This window comes from Bacteroidota bacterium (assembly GCA_038746285.1).
Taxonomy (GTDB): Bacteria; Bacteroidota; Rhodothermia; order Rhodothermales; family JANQRZ01; genus JANQRZ01.
Window position 1 is genome coordinate 9806 of sequence record JBCDKT010000048.1, and the last position, 20629, is coordinate 30434.

The window sequence follows — 20629 nt, forward strand, 5'->3', positions numbered from 1 at the left end:
CAGTTCCGTGAACAGAAGACGGAGGACAGAGAACGCAGGACAGGAGATGCAGGAGCCGCCGGCTTCCGTCTTACTGTCCTCTGTCTTCCGGCTACAGGTCTCGCGCGAGCACGACGACCTCCTTGTACGCCTCGGTCCGGCCGCCCTGCAGGTCGAGGGCTTCGAGAAAGACAACGTAGATGCCAATGCGGAGCTGGCGCCCGTCGTCGCCCCGGCCCTGCCAGGTGAGGGTGCCCCCCGTGCTGCCGCCGAGCGCGGCGTCTTCGAGCGTACGCACGAGCCGCCCGGCCCCGTCGAAGATGCGGACCCGGACGAGCGCGGCGTCGGCTTCGAGCGTGTAGCTGATCTGCGTGCCGACCGCCGCGTTGAACGGTGAAGGGGAGATCGTGAGACCGGGCGCAGCGGGGACCTCGCCGGGGAGGAGGAAGACGCTGTTGGGCCGACCCGGCGTCCCGCCACTCGGGTCGAGGCTGCTGGTCCAGTTGCCTGCGTTGCTGCTCGGTCCCTCGGGGCTGATCCGCTCGAGTGCGACGCCCGTCGCGTCGGCGAGTTCGGGCCGGTGCCAGTCGTCGGAATAGGCCACGCTGTCGGCGAGCACGCCGTCGCCGCGCAAGAGGCGGATGGTGTCCTCCGAGTTGGTGAGCGAAAGCGTCGTTCGGTCCACCGGAAGCAGCAGCACCTCGGAGAAGTCCGCTGCCGAATAGAACCGGGCCAGGAGCGACGAGTCGGCGAGGGCACCCTGGCTCGGCGGCGAGGCGAAGCGGTCGCCGAAGACGCTCGTGTCGGCGAAGACGACAGCATAGCCGCCAGGCGGGAGGCTCGCAAACGGCACGGCACCCGTCAGCCGGCCTCCGGCTTCGATAGCGCGGACGGCTCCGTTCTCGTCCTGGGCGTCGGTGATCCGAACCTGGGTGAGCGCGAGCGTCAGGCCGGTCGTGTTGAGGAGTTCGACGTACTCCGTCCCGTCCAGCCGGCTGTCGCGCGAGTCGCGGAGCGGGTCGAACATGATCTCGTTGACCACGAGGCCGCCGGCCGGCGCGAGGCGGGCGAGCGTGACGGTCGTCTCGCCGCCGGGATTCCCGACGAAGTCTGCCACCGCGCCGACGGTGAGGGTGCCGCCGCGCACGCCGCCTAAGAAGGAGAGGTCTACCGTCGGTGCATCGCCACTGACGCTGACCGAGTCGGGCCTCGTCCCGCCGGCGAGGGCGAAATCATCAGCTTGCACCGTCGCCGGGTCGAGCGGCTCGGTGAGGGTGACGCGGACGGTCGTCTCGCCGACCTGCTCAGCGAAGAGGAGGGCCGGGCCACCGGTGTCGGAGGCGAAGACGGAGTTCTCGGCCCCCGGCGTCCCGCCGCCCTCGGCGGTGGAGGAGGCCCAGTTGAACGCGCTGCTGCTCGGCCCCGCCGGGTCGATCCGTTCGAGCGCGGCCTCGTCCGACGTGCCCCAGCCCGGCTCGTACTGCACCGAGTCGACGGTCGCGCCCGTCGGGGCGTAGCGGAGCACGACGGCGTCGCCGCCGCTGTTGAGGTTGGGAAAATCCTCGACGCCGAGTACCGGCCCGGCGTTGGGAAAGGCCGCGCCGAACACCTCGACGTCGGCCGCGAGGACGACGTACTGGTCCGGCAGCAGGAACAGCGGGGCCGCTACGAGGCTGGCCGGCGCGCTCGACGCGTCGCTGAGGGTGAACTGGCTCAGGTCGAAGTTCTTGCCGGAGCGGTTGAAGAGTTCGACGTACTCCCCGTCGTTGCCCTGCGGCGACTGGAACTGGACCTCGTTGACGACGATCTCGCGCGCGCTGGGGACCTCGCCCTCGCCGAAGAAGAACGAGACCGAGGCCGTTTCGAGCACGTTCCCGGCGAGGTCTTCGATGCCGGTGACGGTGAGCGTGTAGCGCGTCCCCTCGGCGAGCGGCGTCGTGAAGGCGAGCCGGACGCGGCTGCGGTCGCCCTCCGGCGCGTACTCCACGAGCGTGGGCGCGCCGATGCCGTTGTCGAGGGCGTAGCGCTGGGCGTCCCCGGCCGACGCCTCGGTGACCGGCTCGGAGAACTGCACGTCGACGAGGTTGGCGCTCACGGCCGAGACGAGGAGCAGCGCCGGCGGCGTCCGGTCGGGCTCGAACGAGAAGGCGACCGTCGCGCCGGCGGCCGCGTTGCCGAGGAGGTCAGCGACGCCCGTCGCGGTGAGCGTGTAGTCGCCCGCCGCGAGCGGGGCCGCGAGCGTCAGGGCTACCGCCGCTTCCTCGTCGCCGAGGTACACAGCCTCGGCCACCGCCGGTGCGCCGTTGTCGATGGCGAACGCGCCCGGCGTGACGGTCGCCTGGTCGAGCGGTTCGTCGAAGAGGACGGTCACCGTCAGCCCGCTGCCTGAGACGAACGCGTCGAGCGGAGCGGGCGGTGCGGTGTCGGGCGGGACACTGTTCGGAGCAGCCGGGGTGCCACCGCGCTCGTCGACCGAGGTGGCGTAGTTGGACGCAACGTTGCTCGGGCCGTCGGCGCTGCGGCGCTCTAGCGAAGCGTCCCGGCCGCCCCAGGCCGGATCGTAGCGGACGGAGTCGACGACGAGCCCGCTCGGCGCGTAGGTCAGCACGACCGCATCGCCGCCGTTGTTGAGGCCGGGGAAGCCCGCGACCTCGGCGAACGGCACACCGGGAAACTGAAGCTGGAACGCCGCGGCGTCGCGGACGAGTGCGGCGTAGGCGCCCGGCAGGAGGAAGAGCGGGGCATCGGCAATCGGCACCGTCGTGCCCTCGTCTGACAGCGTGAACTCGCTCAGGTCGAAGGTTTGGTCAGCCGTCCGGTTGAAGAGCTCGACGTACTCGTCGCTCGCCACGTCCGGCGGGTCGTACATGATCTCGTTCACGACGAGGTTGCGCGCAGCGGGCACGTCGCCTTCGCCGAAGAAGAACGTCGCCGTGCCCTCGGTGAGTACGTTGCCCGCGAGGTCGGCGATGCCGGAGGCCGTCAGCGTGTACGCCTGCGGCCCGGCGAGGGGGGTGCCGAGCGTGAGGACGACGCGCGCCGGGTCGCCTTCGGGCGCGACCACCGCACTCGTAGGCTGCCCGATCCCGTCGTCGATGGCGTAGTTCGTCACGGCACCAGCCGAAATGGGATCGACCGGCTCGGTGAAGACGACGGAAACGGTGGTCGCGTCGAGCGCTCGTACCTCGGCGAGGTCCGGCGGCGTGAGGTCCGGGTCGAACGTGATCTCGACGGTTGCGCCGTCGGTGGCATTGCCGGCGAGGTCTCCGACGCCCGTGACAGTGACGGTGTAATCGCCGGGGTCGAGCGGCGCGGCCAGCGTGAGGACGGCCGCGAAGGTCGTGTCCACGTACACCGCCTCGGCGACCGCAGGCGCACCGCCACCGAGCGAGAAGCTGCCCGGGACGACCGTGCCCGCGTCGAGGGGCTCGTCGAAGAAGACGGTGACCGTCTGCCCGTCGCCGGAGACCTCAGCACCGAGCGGTGTCGGCGGTGTGGTGTCGATCTCGAAGATCGAGTTCTCGTCGCCGGGCGTCCCGCCGCGCGGATCGGTGGAGGTACCGAAGTTCGCGGCGCTCGTGCTCGGCCCGGCGGGGTCGCGGCGCTCGAGCGAAGCGTCGGTGCCGCCCCAACTCGGCAGGTAGGGAACGGCGTCGATCACGGTGTCGCCGAAGCGGACCGTCGGCGCGTCGCCGCCGTTGTTGAGCGCGGGGAAGCCGGTGACAGCGATAAAGTCGACACCGGGAAACTGAAACTCGAACGCCTCCGCGTCGCGCACGAGCACGGCGTAGTCCCCAGGCCCGAGCGCCGTCGGCTGATCGGTGACCGGGACGGGCGTGCTCGTGTTGTCGGAGAGGGTAAGCGCGCCCAGGTCGAAGGTCTGGTCGTCGGTCCGGTTGAGGAGTTCGACGTACTCGTTGCTCGCGGCGTTGGGTGGGTCGTACATCACCTCGTTGATGACGAGGTCGCCGGGCGCGGGCGTGTCGAAGCCGCCGAAGAAGAAGCTCGCGGAAGTCGCCAGGGTGCTGTTGCCCGCGAGGTCCTCGATGTCGGTCGCGGTGACGGTGTAGGTCTGCGGGCCGGTGAGGGGACCCGCGAGGAGGAGCACGTAGCGCGTCCCGTCGCCCGGGCACTCGATGCCTGCGGGCGGGCCGATGCCGCCGTCGAAAGAGTACTGGTCGTCATCGCATCCGAGGACCGGCTCGTTGAACCTCACCTCGACCTCGGTCGCGCTGAGCGCCTCAGCGTCCACGAGGAACGGAGCCTGGGTGTCGGCCTCGGGCTGGGCCGTGATGTCGTCCCAGAAAAACGCCGCGCCGTTGGCCGACGAGTGCTTGAGCCAGACGCCGAGCGCGGCGCTCACGGTGTAGGTGTCGTCGTTCACGCTCGGGATGACGGGCACGCCGTCCACGCGCACCTCCCAGTCGCCGAGGTCGCTGCGCGTGACCTCGACGAAGACCGTGCCCTCGGTGCCCGGCACGACGGGGCCGTCGCTCGCCCCGATCTCGACGCGGTCGGGGGGCAGCCCGTCCTGCCGGTAGAGCCGGACCTCGTCGGTGTTGTTGGTCCCGATCTGGACGTAGTAGCCCTGCACCGCGCTCCTCAGGTCGGGCGTGTCGGCGACGAGGTAAACGCGGGTGCCGTTGGAGTTGGTGAGGTTCGCCTCGTAGCGAAACGTGAAGGCCCACCGTCCAAACGCCGCGTCCGAGGCCGTGGCGAGGGCAATGGTGTCGCTCTCGGCGAGGCCGTCGGAGCGGAGCGCGAAGTCGGGGCCGAAGGGGACGACGGTGAAGCGGTCGGCGTCGCCCTGCCACGGCGGGTCAGCGGTGAAGTCGCCGTCGGCGAAGTCGTCCTGCACCTGGGCGAGCACGGCCGGCGCAGCCGTGACGAGAGCGAACAGCAGGAGAGCGCGAGCGGCCATGCGGGCGCGGATGGGAGGACGAAACGACGGCCGACAGTATAGCCCACGAGAAGCAATCAGAGGCACGGCCGCACCGTGGACGGCAGCAAGAGCGAAGAAGCGCTCGCCGAGTGCAGAGAGGTACGTTGCCGCTCAACCTTGCTCTGCGAGCCCTATGACTCCCGACGCTCTTCGACTTTCCGGACGCGCGGTGATCGTGTGTCAAGACGGTCCCCTGCGCGAGGCGCTCGGGCGCGCCTTCGAGCGAGCCGGTGCGACGCTCGCGCCCGAGGCCGAGACGGCCGATGTGCTCGTCGTGGCAGTGGACGGGCTGGCGCAGGCCGCAGCGGCGGTGTGCCAGACCGCGCTCCCGGCGGGCGGCTGCTGCATCGTGGTGTGCCAGGGGAGCGGGGCAGAAGAGACACACGCATCCTCCGTCACGCGGCTCTGCGCGGCGGCGCGGTGGCGGCAGCCGGACGCCCGCGTCGTCGGGGTCGTTGCCTGCGGCACGATGGGCGCGGACCCCGCGCCGGCACCCGGCGGCGGCCTCGCCGTCGACGTGCGCCGGTGGCCGAGTCCGCTCGACGTGGCCGCCCTCTGCGTGCTGCTGGCGTCGGACGCTGGAGCGAGCGTGGACGGCGAGGTCATCCACCTCCGCGACCGGCAGGCGCTCGCCGACTGGCTCGGCCCGGCAGACCGGGCAGACTAGGAGGTCGGCACAGAAAGGTCCGCGCCTTCGGCGAGTCCGTCGCCCGCAACTCCATCGCCCACATGACCGTCGCCGGCGTGCGCCATCGGGGCCGGGAAGTCGAGCACGAACCGGGCTCCGCCGAGCACGCCGGAGCGCTCCATTTCGAACCGGCCGCCGAGCTGGGCCGCGAGGTCGGCGGCGAGCTGGAGGCCGAGTGACTCCGCCGGCGGCGCGCTGAGGCCGTCGGGCAGTCCGGCTCCGTCGTCCTCGACGATGAGGCGGCAGCGGAGCGGCGACGGGGCATCGAGCGTGAGCCGGACGAGGCCGCCGTGCCCGTCGGCGAAGGCGTGCTCGAAGGCGTTGGCGACGAGTTCGGCCGTGGCCAGGCCGAGCGGGACGGCCGTGTCGGCGTCGAGGTCGACCTCGGCCACGTCGGTCTCGAGCCGGACGCGGCCGTCGGCGGCGCAGGTAGCGTGGAGGAGCTCAGACAGCTCGCCGAGGTAGACCCGGGCGTCGACCGTGCGGAGGTCGTCGTCGCCGTAGAGCTGGCGGTGGACGAGTGCCATTGCCTCGACGCGCGCCCGCATCTGGCGGAGCGCGGCCGTCGCCGCTGGGTCGCGGAGCGTCCCGGCCTGGAGGTTGACGAGCGAGGCGACGACCTGGAGGTTGTTCTTGACGCGGTGGTGGACCTCGCGCAGGAGCACCTCGCGCTCGGCCAGGAGCCGCTCCGTGCGGTCGAGCGCGGCCTCGACCTCGGCCTTCTGCTGCTCGACCTCGGCGTTCGTCTCGGCGAGCGCAGCGTTGGCGCGGCGGCGGAGGCGAGCCGTCCGCCAGAGTGCCCCGGCGAGTGCCACGACGAGGAGCAGCCCCGCGCCTGCCGCGACGAGCAGGAGGCGCTGGCGGTCCATCCGGAGCTCGGCGATCTCGGCGCGCTGCGCCTCGGCCCCGGCCCGGCGCTCGGCCCCGTCCACGTCGAAGCGCGCCTGCATCGCGGCGAGGATGTCAAACTGGTGGGCGTCGTTTAGGCTGTCGGTGAGCGCGGTCACGTCGGCCTGGAGCCTGTAGGCCTCGGCGGGCCGCCCCGTCTCGGCCAGGGCGCGGGCCAGGGACGACTCGCCGGAGAGGCGGTAGCGCAGATTGTTGATCTGGCCCGCCAGGCCGATGGCCTCGACGGCGGCGGCCTCCGCCAGGCGCGGTGCACCATTGGCGAGGTGGGCGTCGGCGAGTTCGATCAGCCCACCGGCTAGGTTCTTCGGGTTGCCCGACGTACGGAAGATGTCCACCGCACGCTCAGCTTCGGCCACCGACTCCTGCGGACGGTCCAGCTGGCGGTGCACGGTAGAGAGGAGGGCGTGCGCGAAGCCGACGCGGTAGTCAGCCTCGGCCTCCGGCGCGTAGAGCAGGCTCTCTTCCAAAACCGCGCGCGCCTCCTCCGGGCGCTCCAGCATGGTGAGGGCGCGGGCCACCGAGCCGTAGCTCATCACCAGCATGCCCCGGCTGTCGGGCTGGTCCAGCGGGAGGGCCTTGTGCGCGTCGAGCGAGCGCTGGTGGTAGCTGAGGGCGAGCGAGTCCTGCCCCAGCTCCGCGTAGATGCTCCCGACGCTCATCAGCGACTTGGCGATGCTGGACGCGCTCCCGCCCTGCTCGGCAAGTTCGAGCGAGCGGAGCCGCACCTGCAGCGCCGCGGGGTAGTCGTAGCGCGCCTTGTAGACCAACCCGAGGTTGCCGAGGACAACACCCTCCTCCTTCGCGTTGCCGGCCTCCCGCTGGATCGCGATGGCCTCCTCGTAGAACCGCTGCGCCTCCTCCAGGTCCTGCTCGATCAGCGCGATGTTGCCGAACATCATCTTCGACTTGCCGATGATGCGCGCCTCGCCGGTCGCCAGGGCCACGTCCATCGCGCGCGACTCGATGGCGCGCGCCGAGTCCTGGTTCGCGTAGACGTAGGCGATGGCGAGGCGGTGGAGGGTGTCGTAGCGCTCGACGCCCGTCTGCCCAACGAGCACCGACCGGAGGCTGTCCACAATGGCCTGGTCCTGCGCCGAGGCGGGCGCAGCGGCGAGGACCACGAAGACGAGGAGCAGGAGGCAGCGCATGGCGGGGCGGGTCATTGAAGCCGGCGGTACCGCCCGGGCGGGACGCCGACCTCGCGTTTGAAGAGGGTCGTGAAGTGCCCCTGGCTTTCGTAGCCGACGGCGGCGGCCACGTCCGAGACCAGCCAGTCGGTGTGGCGCAGGAGCCGCTTGGCCTCCTCGATCCGCTGCTGGACGACGTACTGGTACGGGGCGAGGCCGACGGTGGCCTTGAAGCAGTGGGCGAAGTGGAACGGGCTCATCCCGGCGACCGCCGCGAGGTCGGCCAGCGAGAGCGCTTCGTCGAAGTGCTTGGCGACGTGGTCCTCGACGCGGCGCAGTGCCGAGGCTGGCATCCCGCCCGGCCCGCCTGCGGCCGCCTCGGCGACTGCCGCGAAGTCGAGCGCCCGCTGCTCCTCGGCGTAGTTGGCGAGCGCAGCCTCGGCGGCGGCGAAGACGCCCTCGGCCGTGAAGGGCTTGACGAGGTAGCCGTTGGGCCGCGTCTGGCGCGCCTGCTCGACCGTCCGCCGGTCGGCGTGGCTCGTCAGGTACAGCAGCGCCACCGAGTGCTCCTCGCGGAGGACACGCCCGAGCCACAGCCCGTCGCGCTCGCCCCGGAGCACGATGTCCACGAAAACGAGGTCCGGCGCGTGGGTTTCGACGAGCGCGAGGGCGTCGTCGGCCGTGGCGGCTGTGCCGGGGACCCGGTAGCCGGCGCGCGTGAGGGTCCGCTGGAGGTCGCGCGCAATGATCGCCTCGTCTTCGACGACAACGACGGTAGGGCGCGGGGGGCGTTCCATGGTATCGGCCTCATGGTTTCCACTATGATACGACAAACCTCGCCGAACTCCTTGCGCGGTCTTGCTCGTTTTTTTGATCTTGCGCCCAGCCGGCTCAGCAGAGTGCAAAGGGGCCAAACCGGTACCCGGTGCCGATCACGGTCTGGACGTAGACCGGCTGCTCCGGGACCGGCTCGATCTTGGCCCGCAGCCGGTGGACGTGGCTGTTGACGGTGTGGCAGTAGCCGTCGTAGTCGTACCCCCAGACGGCGTCGAGCAGCTCCGTCCGCGAGAAGGTCCGGCCCGGGTGCCGCGCGAGGTAGGCCAGGAGGTCGAACTCGACCGGCGTCAGGTCGACGGGCCTCCCGTTCACCGACACGCGCCGTGCGGCGAGGCTGACCTGCAGCGCCCCAAACTCGAGGAGGGTGTCCGGCGCGAGGGGCTCGAGGCGGCGGCCCGCCACGGCGAGCACGACGGCCTCGTCGCCCGCAGCGAGGCCGAGGAGCCGGCACAGCGCGCGGGCAGCCTCGCCGGGCCGGGCCGGGTCGAGGAGGATGGCGGCTTCGGGCGGAGCGGTAGGGGCGTCCTCGGTGCGGCGAGAGCGCGGCGGTCTGGCAGGAGCGACGGGTAGCAGCATCGGAGTAGGCGGTCTGGTGTGTCGGGTCAGAAAGAGGGGAGGCGGCGCGGAGCGCGGGATCTGGCTCGTCCTCCGGGGTAGGGCGATGCCGAAAACGTAGGGCGCACCTGGCAAGGCCTTCTTCCCGGTTCTTGCGCTGACCTCAGGTCCATTGCGACCGGTCTCAGCCACTCGCGGCGACGGCGAGCGTCCCGAGGAGCGTGAGCGCTGCCCCCCAGGCCTGGGGCCGCGTCAGCCGCTCCCGGTCCAGCACGCGCCCAAGCACGCCGGTCACGGCCGGTCCCAGCGAGGCGAGTACGGCGACGACGCCGAGGTTGCCCGCCGCGAGCGCCGCCGCGAGTGCGAGGTCGCCCGTGAGGTTGAGCGCGGCGAGGCCGCCCAGGGTGGGGAGTGTCGCCCGGCCGGGCAGCGCGATGCCGGCCCCGCGCCGCGTCCACAGCACACGCCCGGCCGTCAGCGGGAGCGCCCCGGCCTGCACGCCGAGTGGGACCCAGAGTTGCCCCTCCGCCATCGCCGCCATCGCGCCCCGGTCCACGAGCACGAAGAACACGCCGAGCGCGAGCGTGGCGAGCGCAGCCGGCACGAGGTAGCCCGCCGTCTTCGCCGGGGGCACGCCGGGGGTGCGGTTTCCGTCGCGGGGCCGCACCGCGCCCCGGCAGGGCGACCCCGCCTCGCACGGCGGCCCGTCCTCGCTCCTCCCGGCTACACCCACGACCACGCCCACGATCACCGCGCCCAGCCCGACGAGCGTGAGCGGCTCGGCGAGCGTCCCGCCGACGACCGCGACCGCCGCCGGCAGCGCCGTGCTCGACGCCACCAGCGGGGCGACGACGCCCGTCGGCCCGGCTCCGAGCGCGCGGTAGTAGAGCACCAGGCCGGCCGCGTTCACGAGGCCCGCCGCCGCCGCCCAGCCGAACGCCACCGCCGAAAACGGCTGCCCGAACGCAAACGCGAGCACCACGGCGGCCTGTGCCGCCTCGCTGAACAGCACCACCGCCGCCGGGTCGAGCCGCTGGGTGACGCGCCCGGCGAGGAAGTCCGAGGCCCCGTACCCGAGGCTCGCAGCGACAGCGAGAAACACGGTAGCCATGGCGATCACCGGAAGCGGAGCGCCCCGACGCGCACGGTCCGAGCACGTCCGCAGGGGGGCTCCCTGGGAGGAACTGCAGAGTGGGGGGAAGGGGAGGAGAGGGTGGAAAGGGGCTTCTGCCGCCTGGTCTTTCCATGCGTCCCACTCCCCCCATTCCCAGAGCGCGCCGGCACGGCCTCGTTCGAGCCGCGCCGTTCTCGTGCAGACGCACTAGTTGAGCCGCATCACGATGGGGCAGTTGACGATGATGCCGGTCGAGGAAACCGGAGCGCCGTCAGGGGCCGTGATGAAGCCCTGCTCCTCGAACTGGAGCGCCTGGAACGCGTCGATGATGCGCGTGTCGAGGCCCTGCTCGACGGCCTCCTCGCTCCAGGTGAGCAGCATCAGGTCCCAGAGCGGGCTGTAGTCGAGGTTGATCGACGGGATGCCGCCGAAGACGTTGATCGGGTCGCGCCCGGTGGCGATGGCGCTGGCTAGGCCCTGGCGGTTGACGTGGCCCGACTCGAGCGCGCCGTTGGTGAAGACGAGCAGCCGCTCCACGCCGCTCCCGATGGCCGCATCCTCAAGCTCGATCCCGAGGTCGTCGTAGACCGGCGTGAGCGTCGCCTTTTCGAGCGTCGCCGCGAGTTCGTTGTTCGAGTCGAGGCTGACGTAGATCACCGGCTTGGCGAACGAGTAGCCAAGCGTGCCCTGGAGCGTCACCGACCCGTCGCGCGGGCAGATGCGGACGACCTTGTCGTGGACGAGGTCGTAGTCCGGGTTCCCGTCACACATCCGGTCGAGGTCCTCGGCCGCCGGGCCCTGGGCGACGACGGGCGCGTTGTAGATCGCCGTCGAGCCGCCGTTGGTGGTCTTGAAGATCGGCGTGTAGAACGCGTCGCCGACCGAGCCGGGCTGGAAGGCCTTGGGCGGGAAGAAGTCCGGCGCGTCGCCCGGCGTGATGGACCACTCGGGGGCGAAGTCGGCGTTGCCGCGCTCGAAGACGATCGTCCCGTCGGACTCGATCGTCGCCTCGCGGACGCCGTTGTTGAAGTCGGCGTAGTTGAGCTTGGGCGAGTGGTTGACGCCGAGCAGCTGAGCAAGCCCGAGGTCCGAGACGTCGGTGACGACGTACCACACGGACTCACCCGAGCGCATCCGCCCCTGGCGGAGCGGGAGCGTCACCTCGCCTGTCTCGACGTCCACCCGGGCCGACTTCATCAGCAGGACCGGCCCCAGGAACGACGGGTTGACGTCGGACGGGGCGGGGTAGTTGACGACGAGGGCCACGTCGCTAGCGAATTTGCCGGAGAGGGGGCGCGGCTCGGTTCCGGGGAAGCCGAGCGTGCCGATGTTGGTGACTTGGGCGAAGGCCGCCGAGGCGAGGAGAAACGTCGCGAGGACGGCGAAGGCAGTAGCAGTGCGCATGACAACGGGGGGTTGGGTAGAGGAAAAGAGCGGGGCGGGCAGCGCTCCGCATGGCAAGACTCCCACCTAAGAACGAGGCTGCGCCGCGTGCCCGCTTGTCGGTTCCTGCTCTTCCCTGCGGCATGTTGCGGCGCGGTGGTGCGGGTGCCGGCCCCGCCGCTGCGCAGGCTTCCGGGCAGACGGCCGGGCGTGCCCGGGCGCGTGCCGCGCGCGGCATACCCGGTGCCACCGGGCGAAGTAGACGCGGACGAGCAGAGAGACCTCGACAGACACGGGTACCAGAGGTGAGGTGGGACGCGCCCACAAGAAGGCACCCCGTTTGCCGCTGCGCTTGCCCCGTGTTGCTGCCACTGCCGCGGTCTTGCGCTGTACCCCGTCAGTTCCCGCCTTCCTCGCCGTGGCAGTAACAGCTGCCGGCGACCCACTCGCCGCCGGCGGACGCCGCGCAGTCCGCCTCGGAAGCGCCGGTGGCGAACTCGAACCGGAGGCCGGCGCACACGCCGCCAGCAGGCGGTTCGGCACCGCGCTCGCTGACGCCGAAGAGGCCGCAGCCTGCGCAGAAAAGGACGAGCGCTGAGAGGAGCGCGAGGCGAGAGAGCATCGGGGAGAGGTTCATCGGAGTTCCTGTTGAGTGAACGGTCGGTCTCGACAGGGAAAGCCGGAACCTCCACCGCAGCGGCTCACGCAGCGGGCGGTTCCGCTGGCAGCGTGACGCTGAACGTCGTCCCGGCTCCAACCTCGCTCTCGACCTCGATCCGGCCGCCCATGAGCGAGACAAGGCGCTTTGTGATCGCCAGCCCGAGGCCGCTGCCCTCGTGTTCGCGCTCGAGCCCCACCGACGCCTGCTCGAATTCCTCGTAGAGTTTCGGCAGGAACGCCTCGTCGATCCCGATGCCGGTGTCCGAGACGCAGAGCACAACCGATCTGGGAGCGGCTCCGGGACCCACCTCGACCCAGACCTCTCCCTCCTCGGTGAACTTGAGCGCGTTGCCGACGAGGTTGTATAGCACGCGGTGGAGGGCACCGCGGTCGAGGGTGGCCTGGACGGCCTCGCACTGGACGGAGAGCGAGAGGCCGCGCTGCTTGGCTACCGGCTCCAGAAGCGCCCCTGCACCCTGCGCCTCGGCGAGCACGTCCAGCCGCTCGGGCTGAAGCTCGAGGGCACCGCTTTCGAGCCGGGCGAGGTCGAGCACAGAGTTGAGCGTGTCCTGCAGCCGGCGCGCGCTCCGGTCGATGAGGTGGGCGAACTCTTTCAGGTCGGGAGGCGCTTCCTCAACGAGGACGCCGGAGAAGCCGAGGATGCCCGTCAGCGGGGTGCGCAGTTCGTGGCTCATGTTGTTCAGCAGCACCGTCTTGAGCCGGAGTGCCTCCTCGGTCCGCTCGCGCGCCGCGCGCTCGGCCTCGAACCGAAGCGTGTCGGTGATGTCGGTAACGCTCCCGGCCATGCCGGCGACGGCGTCGTGCTCGTCGTGGAGGCGTTGCGCGTAGACTTCGACGTGGCGGCAGGCACCTGCTTTGGTGGCGACGGTGAAGCCGGTGATCGCCTCCCACGCTGGGCTGAGGAAGGTCCAGCGCCCGTCGAGGTCGGTCTGGCACACGGCGTCGCGGACGTTCTCGACGACGGAGCGGTACCGCGCCTCGCGCTGCCGAAGGGCTGCCTCGGCCTCCTCCCGCTCGGCGATCTCCGCGCGGAGTGCGATCTCCGACTCGACCGAGGCCACGAGGTCCAGGAGCACGGCCTGGTTCTCGTCGGACCACGTCCGGGCTTCGACGTCGATCGTGCAGAAGGAGCCGAGCACAGACCCGTCGGGCGCGTGGACCGGAACGCCGAGGTAGGCCGCCACGCCGAGGTCGGAGACGGCGAGGTTGTCGCATACGAGGTCGTGCGTCGCCGCGTCTTCCACCACGAGAGGCGCGTCGGCCGCGACGACGTGCTGGCAGAACGAGTGCGAGAGCGGAGCCTCGCGCTATCCGCCGTCCCGGGCTAACCCCCACGCTTGCGATGCCTTTTGCTGCCCTCAGGGGGCGAGGCGCCGGGCGACGACCTCGGCCATGAGGCGGGCCGTAGCCGGGAGCGCCGCTTCGGTCAGGTCGAAGCGGGCGTGGTGGAGCGGGTAGCGCGTGGCCTCGCTGCTCGCCGTCCCGACGCGCAGCAGCATGCCGGGGATCTGCTGGAGGTAGAACGCGAAGTCCTCGCCGCCCATGCTCGGCTCGTGGAGCGTGTGCGCGGCGTTCTCGCCGAGGAGGTCTTGGACGGTCTCGCAGACGTGCTCGACGCTCGCCTCGGCGTTGACGACGGGCGGGAGGTCCATGTGCATGTCGATCTCGATCTCGGCTCCGTAGCGCCGCCCGATGTCTTCGGCGGCCTCGCGCATGGCACCGGCCAGGGTCCGTGCGCCCTCCAGGCTCACGCACCGGAGCGTTCCGCCGAACTCGACAGCCCGCGGGATGACGTTGAGCGCTTCGCCGCCTCGGAACCGGCACGCGGTGAGGACAGCGCTCCGGCGGGCGTCGTGGACGCGCCCCGGAAGCTGGTAAAACGTGTTCAGGATCTGCGTCGCTACCCACACCGTGTCGACCGTCTCGTGCGGGCGGGCCGAGTGCCCGGCCGGGCCGCTGACGCGGACGACGAACGGGGCCGTCGCCGCTGTCGCCGACCCCACGATCAGGCCGAACTGACCGACTTCCAGCGACGGGTCGACGTGGATGCAGAAGATCTCGTCCACGCCGTCGAGGGCTTCTTCCTCGATCATGGCTGGCGCGCCCGACGGGCAGCTTTCCTCGTTCGGCTGGAAGAGGATGCGGGCCGTACCGTGGAGGTCGCCCCGCCGCTCCTGGAGCAGAAGGGCTACGCCAACGGCGACCGCCATGTGGGCATCGTGCCCGCAGAGGTGCGCCACGTCCGGGTGCTGCGAGGCGTAGTCGCAGTCCTTCCCGTCGGGCGCGGGGAGGGCGTCGAGCTCGGTCCGGTAGGCGACCGTCGGGCCGGGGTGTGCGCCTTCGACCTCGACGTAGAACCCCGTCTCGGCCAGCGGCCCGACCGTCTCGAAGCCGTGCGAGCGCAGGAGCGCGCGGAGGTGGCGCGAGGTCTTGACCTCCCGGAACCCGACCTCCGGGTACCGGTGGAGGTGGCGTCGGAGGCTGGTCAGGAAGTGGCCGAATGCATCGTCCGACTGCGTCGGCGAGAGGGAGGGCGTGGGAGCAGCGAGCACGAGCAGGGGAGCGTCAGGGAGTGAGGAGCGTCAGAGGGAGGCGAGGAGAAGTACAAGCCGGATGCTACGCTAAAATCGGGCCGAGGCTCCGGCGGTGGGACACGGAGCGGCCAGCGTGGCCTGGGGGGACGCCAGGCGGCGCCAGCGCGGTGCCAGGCGGCTTCGGCCGTGTGGACATGTGGTCAGGTCGGCTTTCACGGGCCGGATTCCGCTCTTGCGGCGTTGCACTCGTCGCCCGATACTACGGCATCGGACTCCTCGCGCGCCTCGCAAGGTCGAAATCGTGACCTCGTGCGCGCATGACCCTGTGCAGGTGCCCACGCGATATGGGATAGTCACGAGGGGGCCGTGCCGTGTATTCTTTCGGAACCCACTCCGTATCTATCCTCAATCTGCTACCCCACTGGGCCTTCCGTGTCGACGGCTTCCACCCCCGACCCCGATCCGTTCGCTTCATGGTGTCGGCGTTTGGCGGCGTCTGACGAGCGCGCCTTCGAAGAGCTGTTCCGTGCCACGCACGGTCCCCTCGTCCGCTATGCCACGACCTTTACCCACGACCGAACGGTCGCCGGCGATCTCGTCCAGGACGTGTACGTCCGCGTCTGGGAGCGCCGCACGACGCTCGACCCGAACCGCTCGCTGAAAGCCCTCCTGTACCGCATGACGCGCAACCTCGCCCTCAACCGGATGCGCGACCGGCAGAACCGCCGAGACTTGCTCATGGACTACGCCCCCGCACTCTACGCCGACCCCGACCCCGACGTCCAGGTGGAGGGCCACGAATTCGGGCTTCGCCTGGAAGCGTGGATCGCCGCCCTGCCGGAGCGCCAGCGCGAAGCCCTCCGGCTCAGCCGCTTCGAGGGCATGAGCCACGAGCAGATCGCCGACGTGATGGACATCTCACCGCGCACGGTGAACAATCACCTCGTCAAGGCCCTCAAACATCTCCGCGACCGCACGATAGCGTACGAACCGAGCTTGATCCGATGAACAACCTCAACCTTGCTCTCCCCCCCGAACTAGACGCGCACCTCCGCGACGAGCCCGACGCGGAGGAACTGAAGCGCGTCTGGAACCTGCTCGGCGAGATCGCCCCGGCCCCGGACGAGACCGGCGAGGACGCAGCCTGGCAGCGCCTCCGCGGCGAAGCGCTCGGGGCCTCCACTGTCCAGACGGAGCCTACCGCTCAGACGAGGCCCGCCGCTCGGGCGCCGGACCGCCCCGCGCGCCGTGCCGACCGCCGGACGCGGCGGCGGCTTTGGGTACCGGCTCTCGCAGCCGCTCTCTTCCTGGCCGGCTGGGTCTACCTCAGCGCACCCGTGACGGTCACGGCTTCGCCCGGGTCGTTTGCCTCCCTGGATCTACCTGACGGCTCCACCGTCGACCTCAACAGCGGCTCGGCCGTCACCTACGACCGGGGCTTCTGGAACCTCCCGCTCATCGCGGCCGAGGCCCGGACGGTCCGCCTGACCGGCGAAGCCTTCTTCGAGGTCGAGCACGGCGACCGGCCGTTCGTGGTCGAGACGGCGGGGGCTCGAGTGCAGGTGCTCGGGACATCGTTCAACGTGCGCGCGCGCGGGGCGGAGACGGTCGTGACAGTCGCCGAGGGCCGCGTGCAGGTTGAAGGCGCAGCCGAGGCCGGTCCAGTCGTGCTGGAAGCTGGGGGCCGCGCCCGCGTCGTCGGTGGCGTCCCGACCCCCGAGGCATCGGGAACGGCGCACGCCCTCGTGTGGCGCGATCAGGGCTTCGCAGTCCAGGAGCAGCCGCTTGCCACGATCCTCTCCGAACTGGAGCGGCGCTACGCGCTCGACATCGACCTGACCGCTGCGGAGACCGAGGACGGCGGGCTGCTCACGCTCTACTACCCGCAGCCCACCGAGGTCGAGACCATCCTCCGCGACATCTGCACGGACCGCGAGTTGAACTACCGCCGAACGAGCCGAGGTTTCGAGATATATTAGGTCCACGAATCACCGGGAGGGACTGCTCACCTCTCGGCACGTCCCCATGATTCAGCGCCTCTCCCTTCTGCTGCTGCTGGCCGGCCTCGCTTCCTCGGCGTGGGCGCAGGGGAGGCACTACACGCTCGCGCTGCGCGACGTGCCGCTGGACCAGGCGCTCGAAACGCTGGTCGAGTTGACCCAAATCAACCTGCTGTACGGGGACGAAGTCGGCGAGGCGCGGGTCTACTGCCGGCGCGACGAGGTCGAGGCCGAAGAGCTGCTTCGCTGCATCGTCGAGAGCGCAGGGCTGGACTACTACCGCCTGTCGTCGGGGACCTACGTGGTCATCGAACAGGCGGAGCAGGCACCGCGCTACGGGAGCCTCGGCGGGGTCGTCGTGGACCGCGAGACCGGCGAGCCACTGCCCGGCGCGAGCGTACTCCTGGCCGACGCCTCAGCGGGGACGGCCTCGAACGGGGCCGGCATGTTCAGCTTCTCGTCGCTCGAACCGGGACCGTACCTCGTGACGGCCTCGTTCATCGGGTACGAGCCGGCCGCCGACAGCGTGTGGGTGCCGGCCGACGGGCGCACCCGCAGCCGGATCGCGCTCCGCCCGAAAGCCTTTGCCGCTGCCCCTGTCGTCGTGGACGGCATGCAGCAGCGCGCCTCGGCAGCCCTCGTCGGAGAGGCCGATCTCCGCGAGGGCGAAGCGGGGGCGTACGCGCCGGGCGCGCCCCGCGCCGGCCGTGCCGTGCTCGGCGTCGGCGACCGGCTGTTCCTGGCCGACCTTCACATCCAGGGCGGCGAGAGCGGCGAGCATGTGACGACGCTCGATGGGGCTCCCGTCTTCGACCCGGTCGCGCTCGGGCGCGTCCTCGGCGCGTTCAACCCCCTGGCGGTCGAGCGCGTGACGGTGCGCAAGGCGGGCTTCGGTGCCTCGCACGGGAGCTACACGGCCGGCGTCATCGAGATGGAGCAGGCTCTCCCGAAAGCCGGGTTCACGGCGACGACCCAGTTCGACCCCTACAGCGCCAACGCCCTGGTCGGCTTCGGCGGCAAGTCGGCCTCGGGGATGGTGGCGCTGCGGACGAGCCTGTGGGACGTGTACCGCCCAGGTGCCCTCGACGGCGCGCTCCGCCGCTGGAACGATGTCGACCCGCTCCTGACTTCGGTGCTGGCCGACGGAGGGCCGGCGCAGGCGCTTGCCGTGCAGCCGCACCGGCACGGGTCCGACGTGCTCTTCACCGACCTGCACGCCGCGGCACGCGTCGAGCTCGGGCCGTTCCGCACGCTCCGCGTCTCGGGCTACCGCGGCGCGAGCGAGGTCGAGACCGAACTCGTGGCGGCCGGCTTCGGGACGAGCGACGTGCCGGAGCAGCTCTCGATCACGCGCGACCGCTACCGCTGGACCAACACCGCCGGGCGGGTTCGCTACGAGACGATGATCGGGGCCCGGGCGCTCGGGCACGCGACGCTCCGGGCGAGCCACCACATGCTGGAGCACGGCTACCAGACCCTCGACGCCACCGAGATCGGCTACACGCCGGAGGCCGGACCTGTCGCCCTCGCCGAAGCTGCCCTGCGCGACGCCCTCGACGCCCGGCCGATGCCGGACGACGGCAACCGCTTCACCGAGTGGGTGGCCGAGGCCGGGCTCGACTACAGCCTCTCGCCCGACCACTTCGTCGAGGTCGGCCTGGAGGGGGCCGTCGTGGACCACGCGTTCCACCTCGACAACCCGTTCCTCCGCCCGCTGCGCAGCGAGAGCACGCTCGGGCGGCTCGCCGCCTTCGTCACGGACCGGGTCCAGGTCTCGCGGCGCGTCACGCTCGACGGCGGCCTCCGGCTGACGTGGGTGCCGGACCGCAGCGCGGTCTACGCCGAGCCGCGCCTCGCGCTCCGCTACGACGCCGACGCCGGCGCGGCCGTGCCCTACGCCGTCGGGCTCGGGGCGGGCCTGTACCGCCAGTTCATCAACCAGTTCGACGTGACGAGCGTCGGGCCGAGCGCGCTCGTGCCGAGCGTGCGGTTCTGGCTGCCGGTCGACGCCAGCCTCGTCCCGCCGCGCGCGCTCCACCTCACCGCTGAGGGGTTCGTGACGCCGGCCCCCGGCTGGACGGTGCGCGGGGAGGGCTACTACAAGCACCTCCCGCACCTGCTGGCGCTCGACTACGGCGCGCTGCTCACCTACCAGGTTGACGGCGAGACGGAGACCGAGCAGGCCTCCTTCGTCGGCGACGCGCGGGGCTACGCCTACGGGGCCGGGGCGCGCGTCGAGCGCGAGTCCGACCGCCTCCGGTTCAGCGTGGGTTACGACTACAGCCTCTCGCGCCGCACCTTCCCGTCGCGCTTCGACGAGCGGACGCAGCCTACCCCGTGGAACCAGCCGCACCGCCTGCAAGCCAATGCTGCCCTCCGCCTCGGCCGCGGCTTCACGGCCCAGATGCGCGGGCGCGGCGTGTGGGGCCGGACCTGGGGCTACCGCCAGGCCTACTACGACTTCCTCGCCGTCCACGCGAGCAATGCGCTCGTAGGCCTGCCCGAAGACGACACGCTGCCGGCCCTCTACGAACTCGATCTCGGCCTCGGCTACAGCCACCGCGTCGCCGGCACCGACGTCTCGATACGCTTCGACGTGCTCAACGTGCTCGACCGCGCCAACGTGCTCGACTACAGCCTGCGGCCCGTCGCGGAAAACGGATACGAGACCGTAGAGCGCACCGGGTTCGGCATCCAGCCTGTGATTACGCTTCGCATCGGGCGTTAATTTTTTTTTGGTGTAGTCGATAGGGGAATAGTCACGTTACCCCCGTAGTGGGTAAACTTCAGTGACCAACCGCCAGAGACCCCTCTCTCACTTCTTGCTCGGGACGCTGGTACTTCCGCTCACCTCACAATCCGGACTAGCCATGTCTACTCGCTACACTCGTCCACCCACGCTCTTCTCACTTCTAGCCCTCCTGCTCCTCGCTGCGGCCCCGGCATGGGCCCAAACGGCCAATGTGCAGGTGATCCACAACGCGGCCGACCCCGGTGCGGCGGTCGTCGACATCTACATCGACGCTGTCAGCAGCGACGACCCCGCCATCGAAGACCTCGCCTTCCGCGATGCAACGGGGTACCTCGAACTCCCGGCCGGGTCCGAGATCGTTGTCACCGTTGCGCCCGGCGACTCGGAGAGCGATGCGGACGGCCTCGCCTCCTTCCCGTTCACGCTCGACGATGGCGTAAACTACCAGCTTATTGCGAACGGCGTACTCGACCCGACACAGTTCGAGGCGAACCCGAATGGCGAGGACATCGGCTTCACCCTCTTTGCCAACGAGGGATCTCGTCTGCAATCCAGCGCACCCCCCAGCGTCGAGTTCAACGTGGTCCACGGTTCAACCGATGCGCCGACGGTGGACGTGGCGGCGCGCGGCGTGGGCACGCTTGTCGACGACGCGACCTACGGCGACATCACCGGCTACATCGGTGTGCCGGCGGCGGAGTACGTCCTCGACGTGACGACGGCCGACGGCTCGACCGTCGTGGCTTCCTTCGAGGCCGACCTGAGCGCCGCCGCGGGAGCGGCTATCACGATCCTCGCCTCGGGCTTCCTGTCGCCGGAGAACGAGGACGACACCAACGGCGAGCCGGCCGGCTTCGGGCTGCTCGTCGTACGCCCTGGCGGACAGACCGCGCTTCTGCCGCCGTTCGTGATGTCCGATGAGACGGCACGGGCGCAGATCATCCACAACGCGGCCGACCCCGGCGCGGCGGTCGTCGACATCTACATCGAGGAGATCTCGACCGACGACCCGGCCGTGGAGGACCTCGCCTTCCGCACGGCGACGGAGTTCATCGACCTGCCGGCCGAGCAGGAGCTGACGATCACCGTCGCCCCGGGCGACTCGGAGAGCGCCGCCGACGGGCTGGC

14 protein-coding genes and 1 pseudogene are annotated in these 20629 nt (G+C 70.8%); 5 read left to right on the forward strand and 10 right to left on the reverse strand.

The window, feature by feature from the left end:
* Nucleotides 1-91 precede the first annotated feature (91 nt).
* Nucleotides 92-4900, reverse strand: coding sequence for a lamin tail domain-containing protein (locus tag AAGI91_13905; GenBank protein ID MEM1043708.1), 4809 nt, complete (start codon nucleotides 4898-4900; stop codon nucleotides 92-94).
* Between the two features lie 190 nt (nucleotides 4901-5090).
* On the opposite strand from AAGI91_13905, the gene AAGI91_13910 reads away from it, so the two are divergent.
* The gene (locus AAGI91_13910; GenBank protein ID MEM1043709.1) at nucleotides 5091-5588 is read left to right on the forward strand and encodes a hypothetical protein; all 498 of its coding nucleotides are present in this window, start codon (nucleotides 5091-5093) and stop codon (nucleotides 5586-5588) included.
* Here the strand turns inward: AAGI91_13910 and AAGI91_13915 are convergent.
* From AAGI91_13915 to AAGI91_13955, 9 genes and pseudogenes are all read right to left on the reverse strand, one after another.
* Nucleotides 5585-7666, reverse strand: coding sequence for a histidine kinase dimerization/phosphoacceptor domain -containing protein (locus AAGI91_13915; protein ID MEM1043710.1), 2082 nt, complete (start codon nucleotides 7664-7666; stop codon nucleotides 5585-5587). The two genes, AAGI91_13910 and AAGI91_13915, sit on opposite strands and share 4 nt — an antisense overlap.
* Nucleotides 7667-7677: 11 nt before the next feature.
* On the reverse strand, nucleotides 7678-8442 hold the full coding sequence (locus AAGI91_13920) for a DNA-binding response regulator (GenBank protein ID MEM1043711.1): 765 nt from the start codon (nucleotides 8440-8442) through the stop codon (nucleotides 7678-7680).
* Nucleotides 8443-8536: 94 nt separating this feature from the next.
* A complete protein-coding gene (locus AAGI91_13925) occupies nucleotides 8537-9058 on the reverse strand; it encodes a winged helix-turn-helix domain-containing protein (protein ID MEM1043712.1) in 522 nt (173 codons plus the stop codon).
* 163 nt (nucleotides 9059-9221) lie between these two features.
* Complete coding sequence (locus AAGI91_13930) at nucleotides 9222-10148, reverse strand: hypothetical protein (protein MEM1043713.1); 927 nt, start codon at nucleotides 10146-10148, stop codon at nucleotides 9222-9224.
* 210 nt (nucleotides 10149-10358) lie between these two features.
* Nucleotides 10359-11555: a hypothetical protein gene (locus tag AAGI91_13935; protein ID MEM1043714.1), complete on the reverse strand. Its 1197-nt coding sequence runs from the start codon at nucleotides 11553-11555 to the stop codon at nucleotides 10359-10361.
* Between the two features lie 376 nt (nucleotides 11556-11931).
* The gene (locus tag AAGI91_13940; GenBank protein MEM1043715.1) at nucleotides 11932-12156 is read right to left on the reverse strand and encodes a hypothetical protein; all 225 of its coding nucleotides are present in this window, start codon (nucleotides 12154-12156) and stop codon (nucleotides 11932-11934) included.
* A gap of 79 nt (nucleotides 12157-12235) precedes the next feature.
* Entirely contained in the window at nucleotides 12236-13000 is a 765-nt protein-coding gene (locus tag AAGI91_13945) for a HAMP domain-containing sensor histidine kinase (GenBank protein ID MEM1043716.1), read from the reverse strand.
* Nucleotides 13001-13093: 93 nt separating this feature from the next.
* Nucleotides 13094-13498: pseudogene (locus tag AAGI91_13950) on the reverse strand (GAF domain-containing protein).
* 75 nt (nucleotides 13499-13573) lie between these two features.
* Nucleotides 13574-14767: an amidohydrolase gene (locus AAGI91_13955; protein ID MEM1043717.1), complete on the reverse strand. Its 1194-nt coding sequence runs from the start codon at nucleotides 14765-14767 to the stop codon at nucleotides 13574-13576.
* Nucleotides 14768-15181: 414 nt separating this feature from the next.
* Between AAGI91_13955 and AAGI91_13960 the strand changes: the two genes are divergently transcribed.
* The 4 genes from AAGI91_13960 to AAGI91_13975 form a co-directional block, all read left to right on the forward strand.
* Nucleotides 15182-15757, forward strand: coding sequence for an RNA polymerase sigma-70 factor (locus AAGI91_13960; protein MEM1043718.1), 576 nt, complete (start codon nucleotides 15182-15184; stop codon nucleotides 15755-15757).
* Nucleotides 15754-16728, forward strand: coding sequence for a FecR domain-containing protein (locus tag AAGI91_13965; GenBank protein ID MEM1043719.1), 975 nt, complete (start codon nucleotides 15754-15756; stop codon nucleotides 16726-16728). The genes AAGI91_13960 and AAGI91_13965 overlap by 4 nt, the downstream gene beginning before the upstream one ends.
* Before the next feature lie 46 nt (nucleotides 16729-16774).
* Nucleotides 16775-19477 carry a TonB-dependent receptor gene (locus AAGI91_13970; protein ID MEM1043720.1) on the forward strand — a complete coding sequence of 901 codons (2703 nt, stop codon included), beginning with the start codon at nucleotides 16775-16777 and terminating at the stop codon, nucleotides 19475-19477.
* Nucleotides 19478-19619: 142 nt separating this feature from the next.
* Nucleotides 19620-20629, forward strand: a 1010-nt coding sequence (locus AAGI91_13975) for a DUF4397 domain-containing protein (GenBank protein MEM1043721.1), incomplete at its 3' end; no start/stop codon positions are given.

Excerpts from the sequence above, each read along its gene's own strand:
- AAGI91_13940 (MEM1043715.1), bottom strand. The coding sequence starts at position 12,156 with ATGCTCTCTCGCCTCGCGCTCCTCTCAGCGCTCGTCCTTTTCTGCGCA.
- AAGI91_13930 (MEM1043713.1), bottom strand. The coding sequence starts at position 10,148 with ATGGCTACCGTGTTTCTCGCTGTCGCTGCGAGCCTCGGGTACGGGGCC.
- AAGI91_13945 (MEM1043716.1), bottom strand. The coding sequence starts at position 13,000 with ATGGCCGGGAGCGTTACCGACATCACCGACACGCTTCGGTTCGAGGCC.
- AAGI91_13970 (MEM1043720.1), top strand. The coding sequence starts at position 16,775 with ATGATTCAGCGCCTCTCCCTTCTGCTGCTGCTGGCCGGCCTCGCTTCC.
- AAGI91_13965 (MEM1043719.1), top strand. The coding sequence starts at position 15,754 with ATGAACAACCTCAACCTTGCTCTCCCCCCCGAACTAGACGCGCACCTC.
- AAGI91_13935 (MEM1043714.1), bottom strand. The coding sequence starts at position 11,555 with ATGCGCACTGCTACTGCCTTCGCCGTCCTCGCGACGTTTCTCCTCGCC.
- AAGI91_13915 (MEM1043710.1), bottom strand. The coding sequence starts at position 7,666 with ATGCGCTGCCTCCTGCTCCTCGTCTTCGTGGTCCTCGCCGCTGCGCCC.
- AAGI91_13905 (MEM1043708.1), bottom strand. The coding sequence starts at position 4,900 with ATGGCCGCTCGCGCTCTCCTGCTGTTCGCTCTCGTCACGGCTGCGCCG.
- AAGI91_13920 (MEM1043711.1), bottom strand. The coding sequence starts at position 8,442 with ATGGAACGCCCCCCGCGCCCTACCGTCGTTGTCGTCGAAGACGAGGCG.
- AAGI91_13925 (MEM1043712.1), bottom strand. The coding sequence starts at position 9,058 with ATGCTGCTACCCGTCGCTCCTGCCAGACCGCCGCGCTCTCGCCGCACC.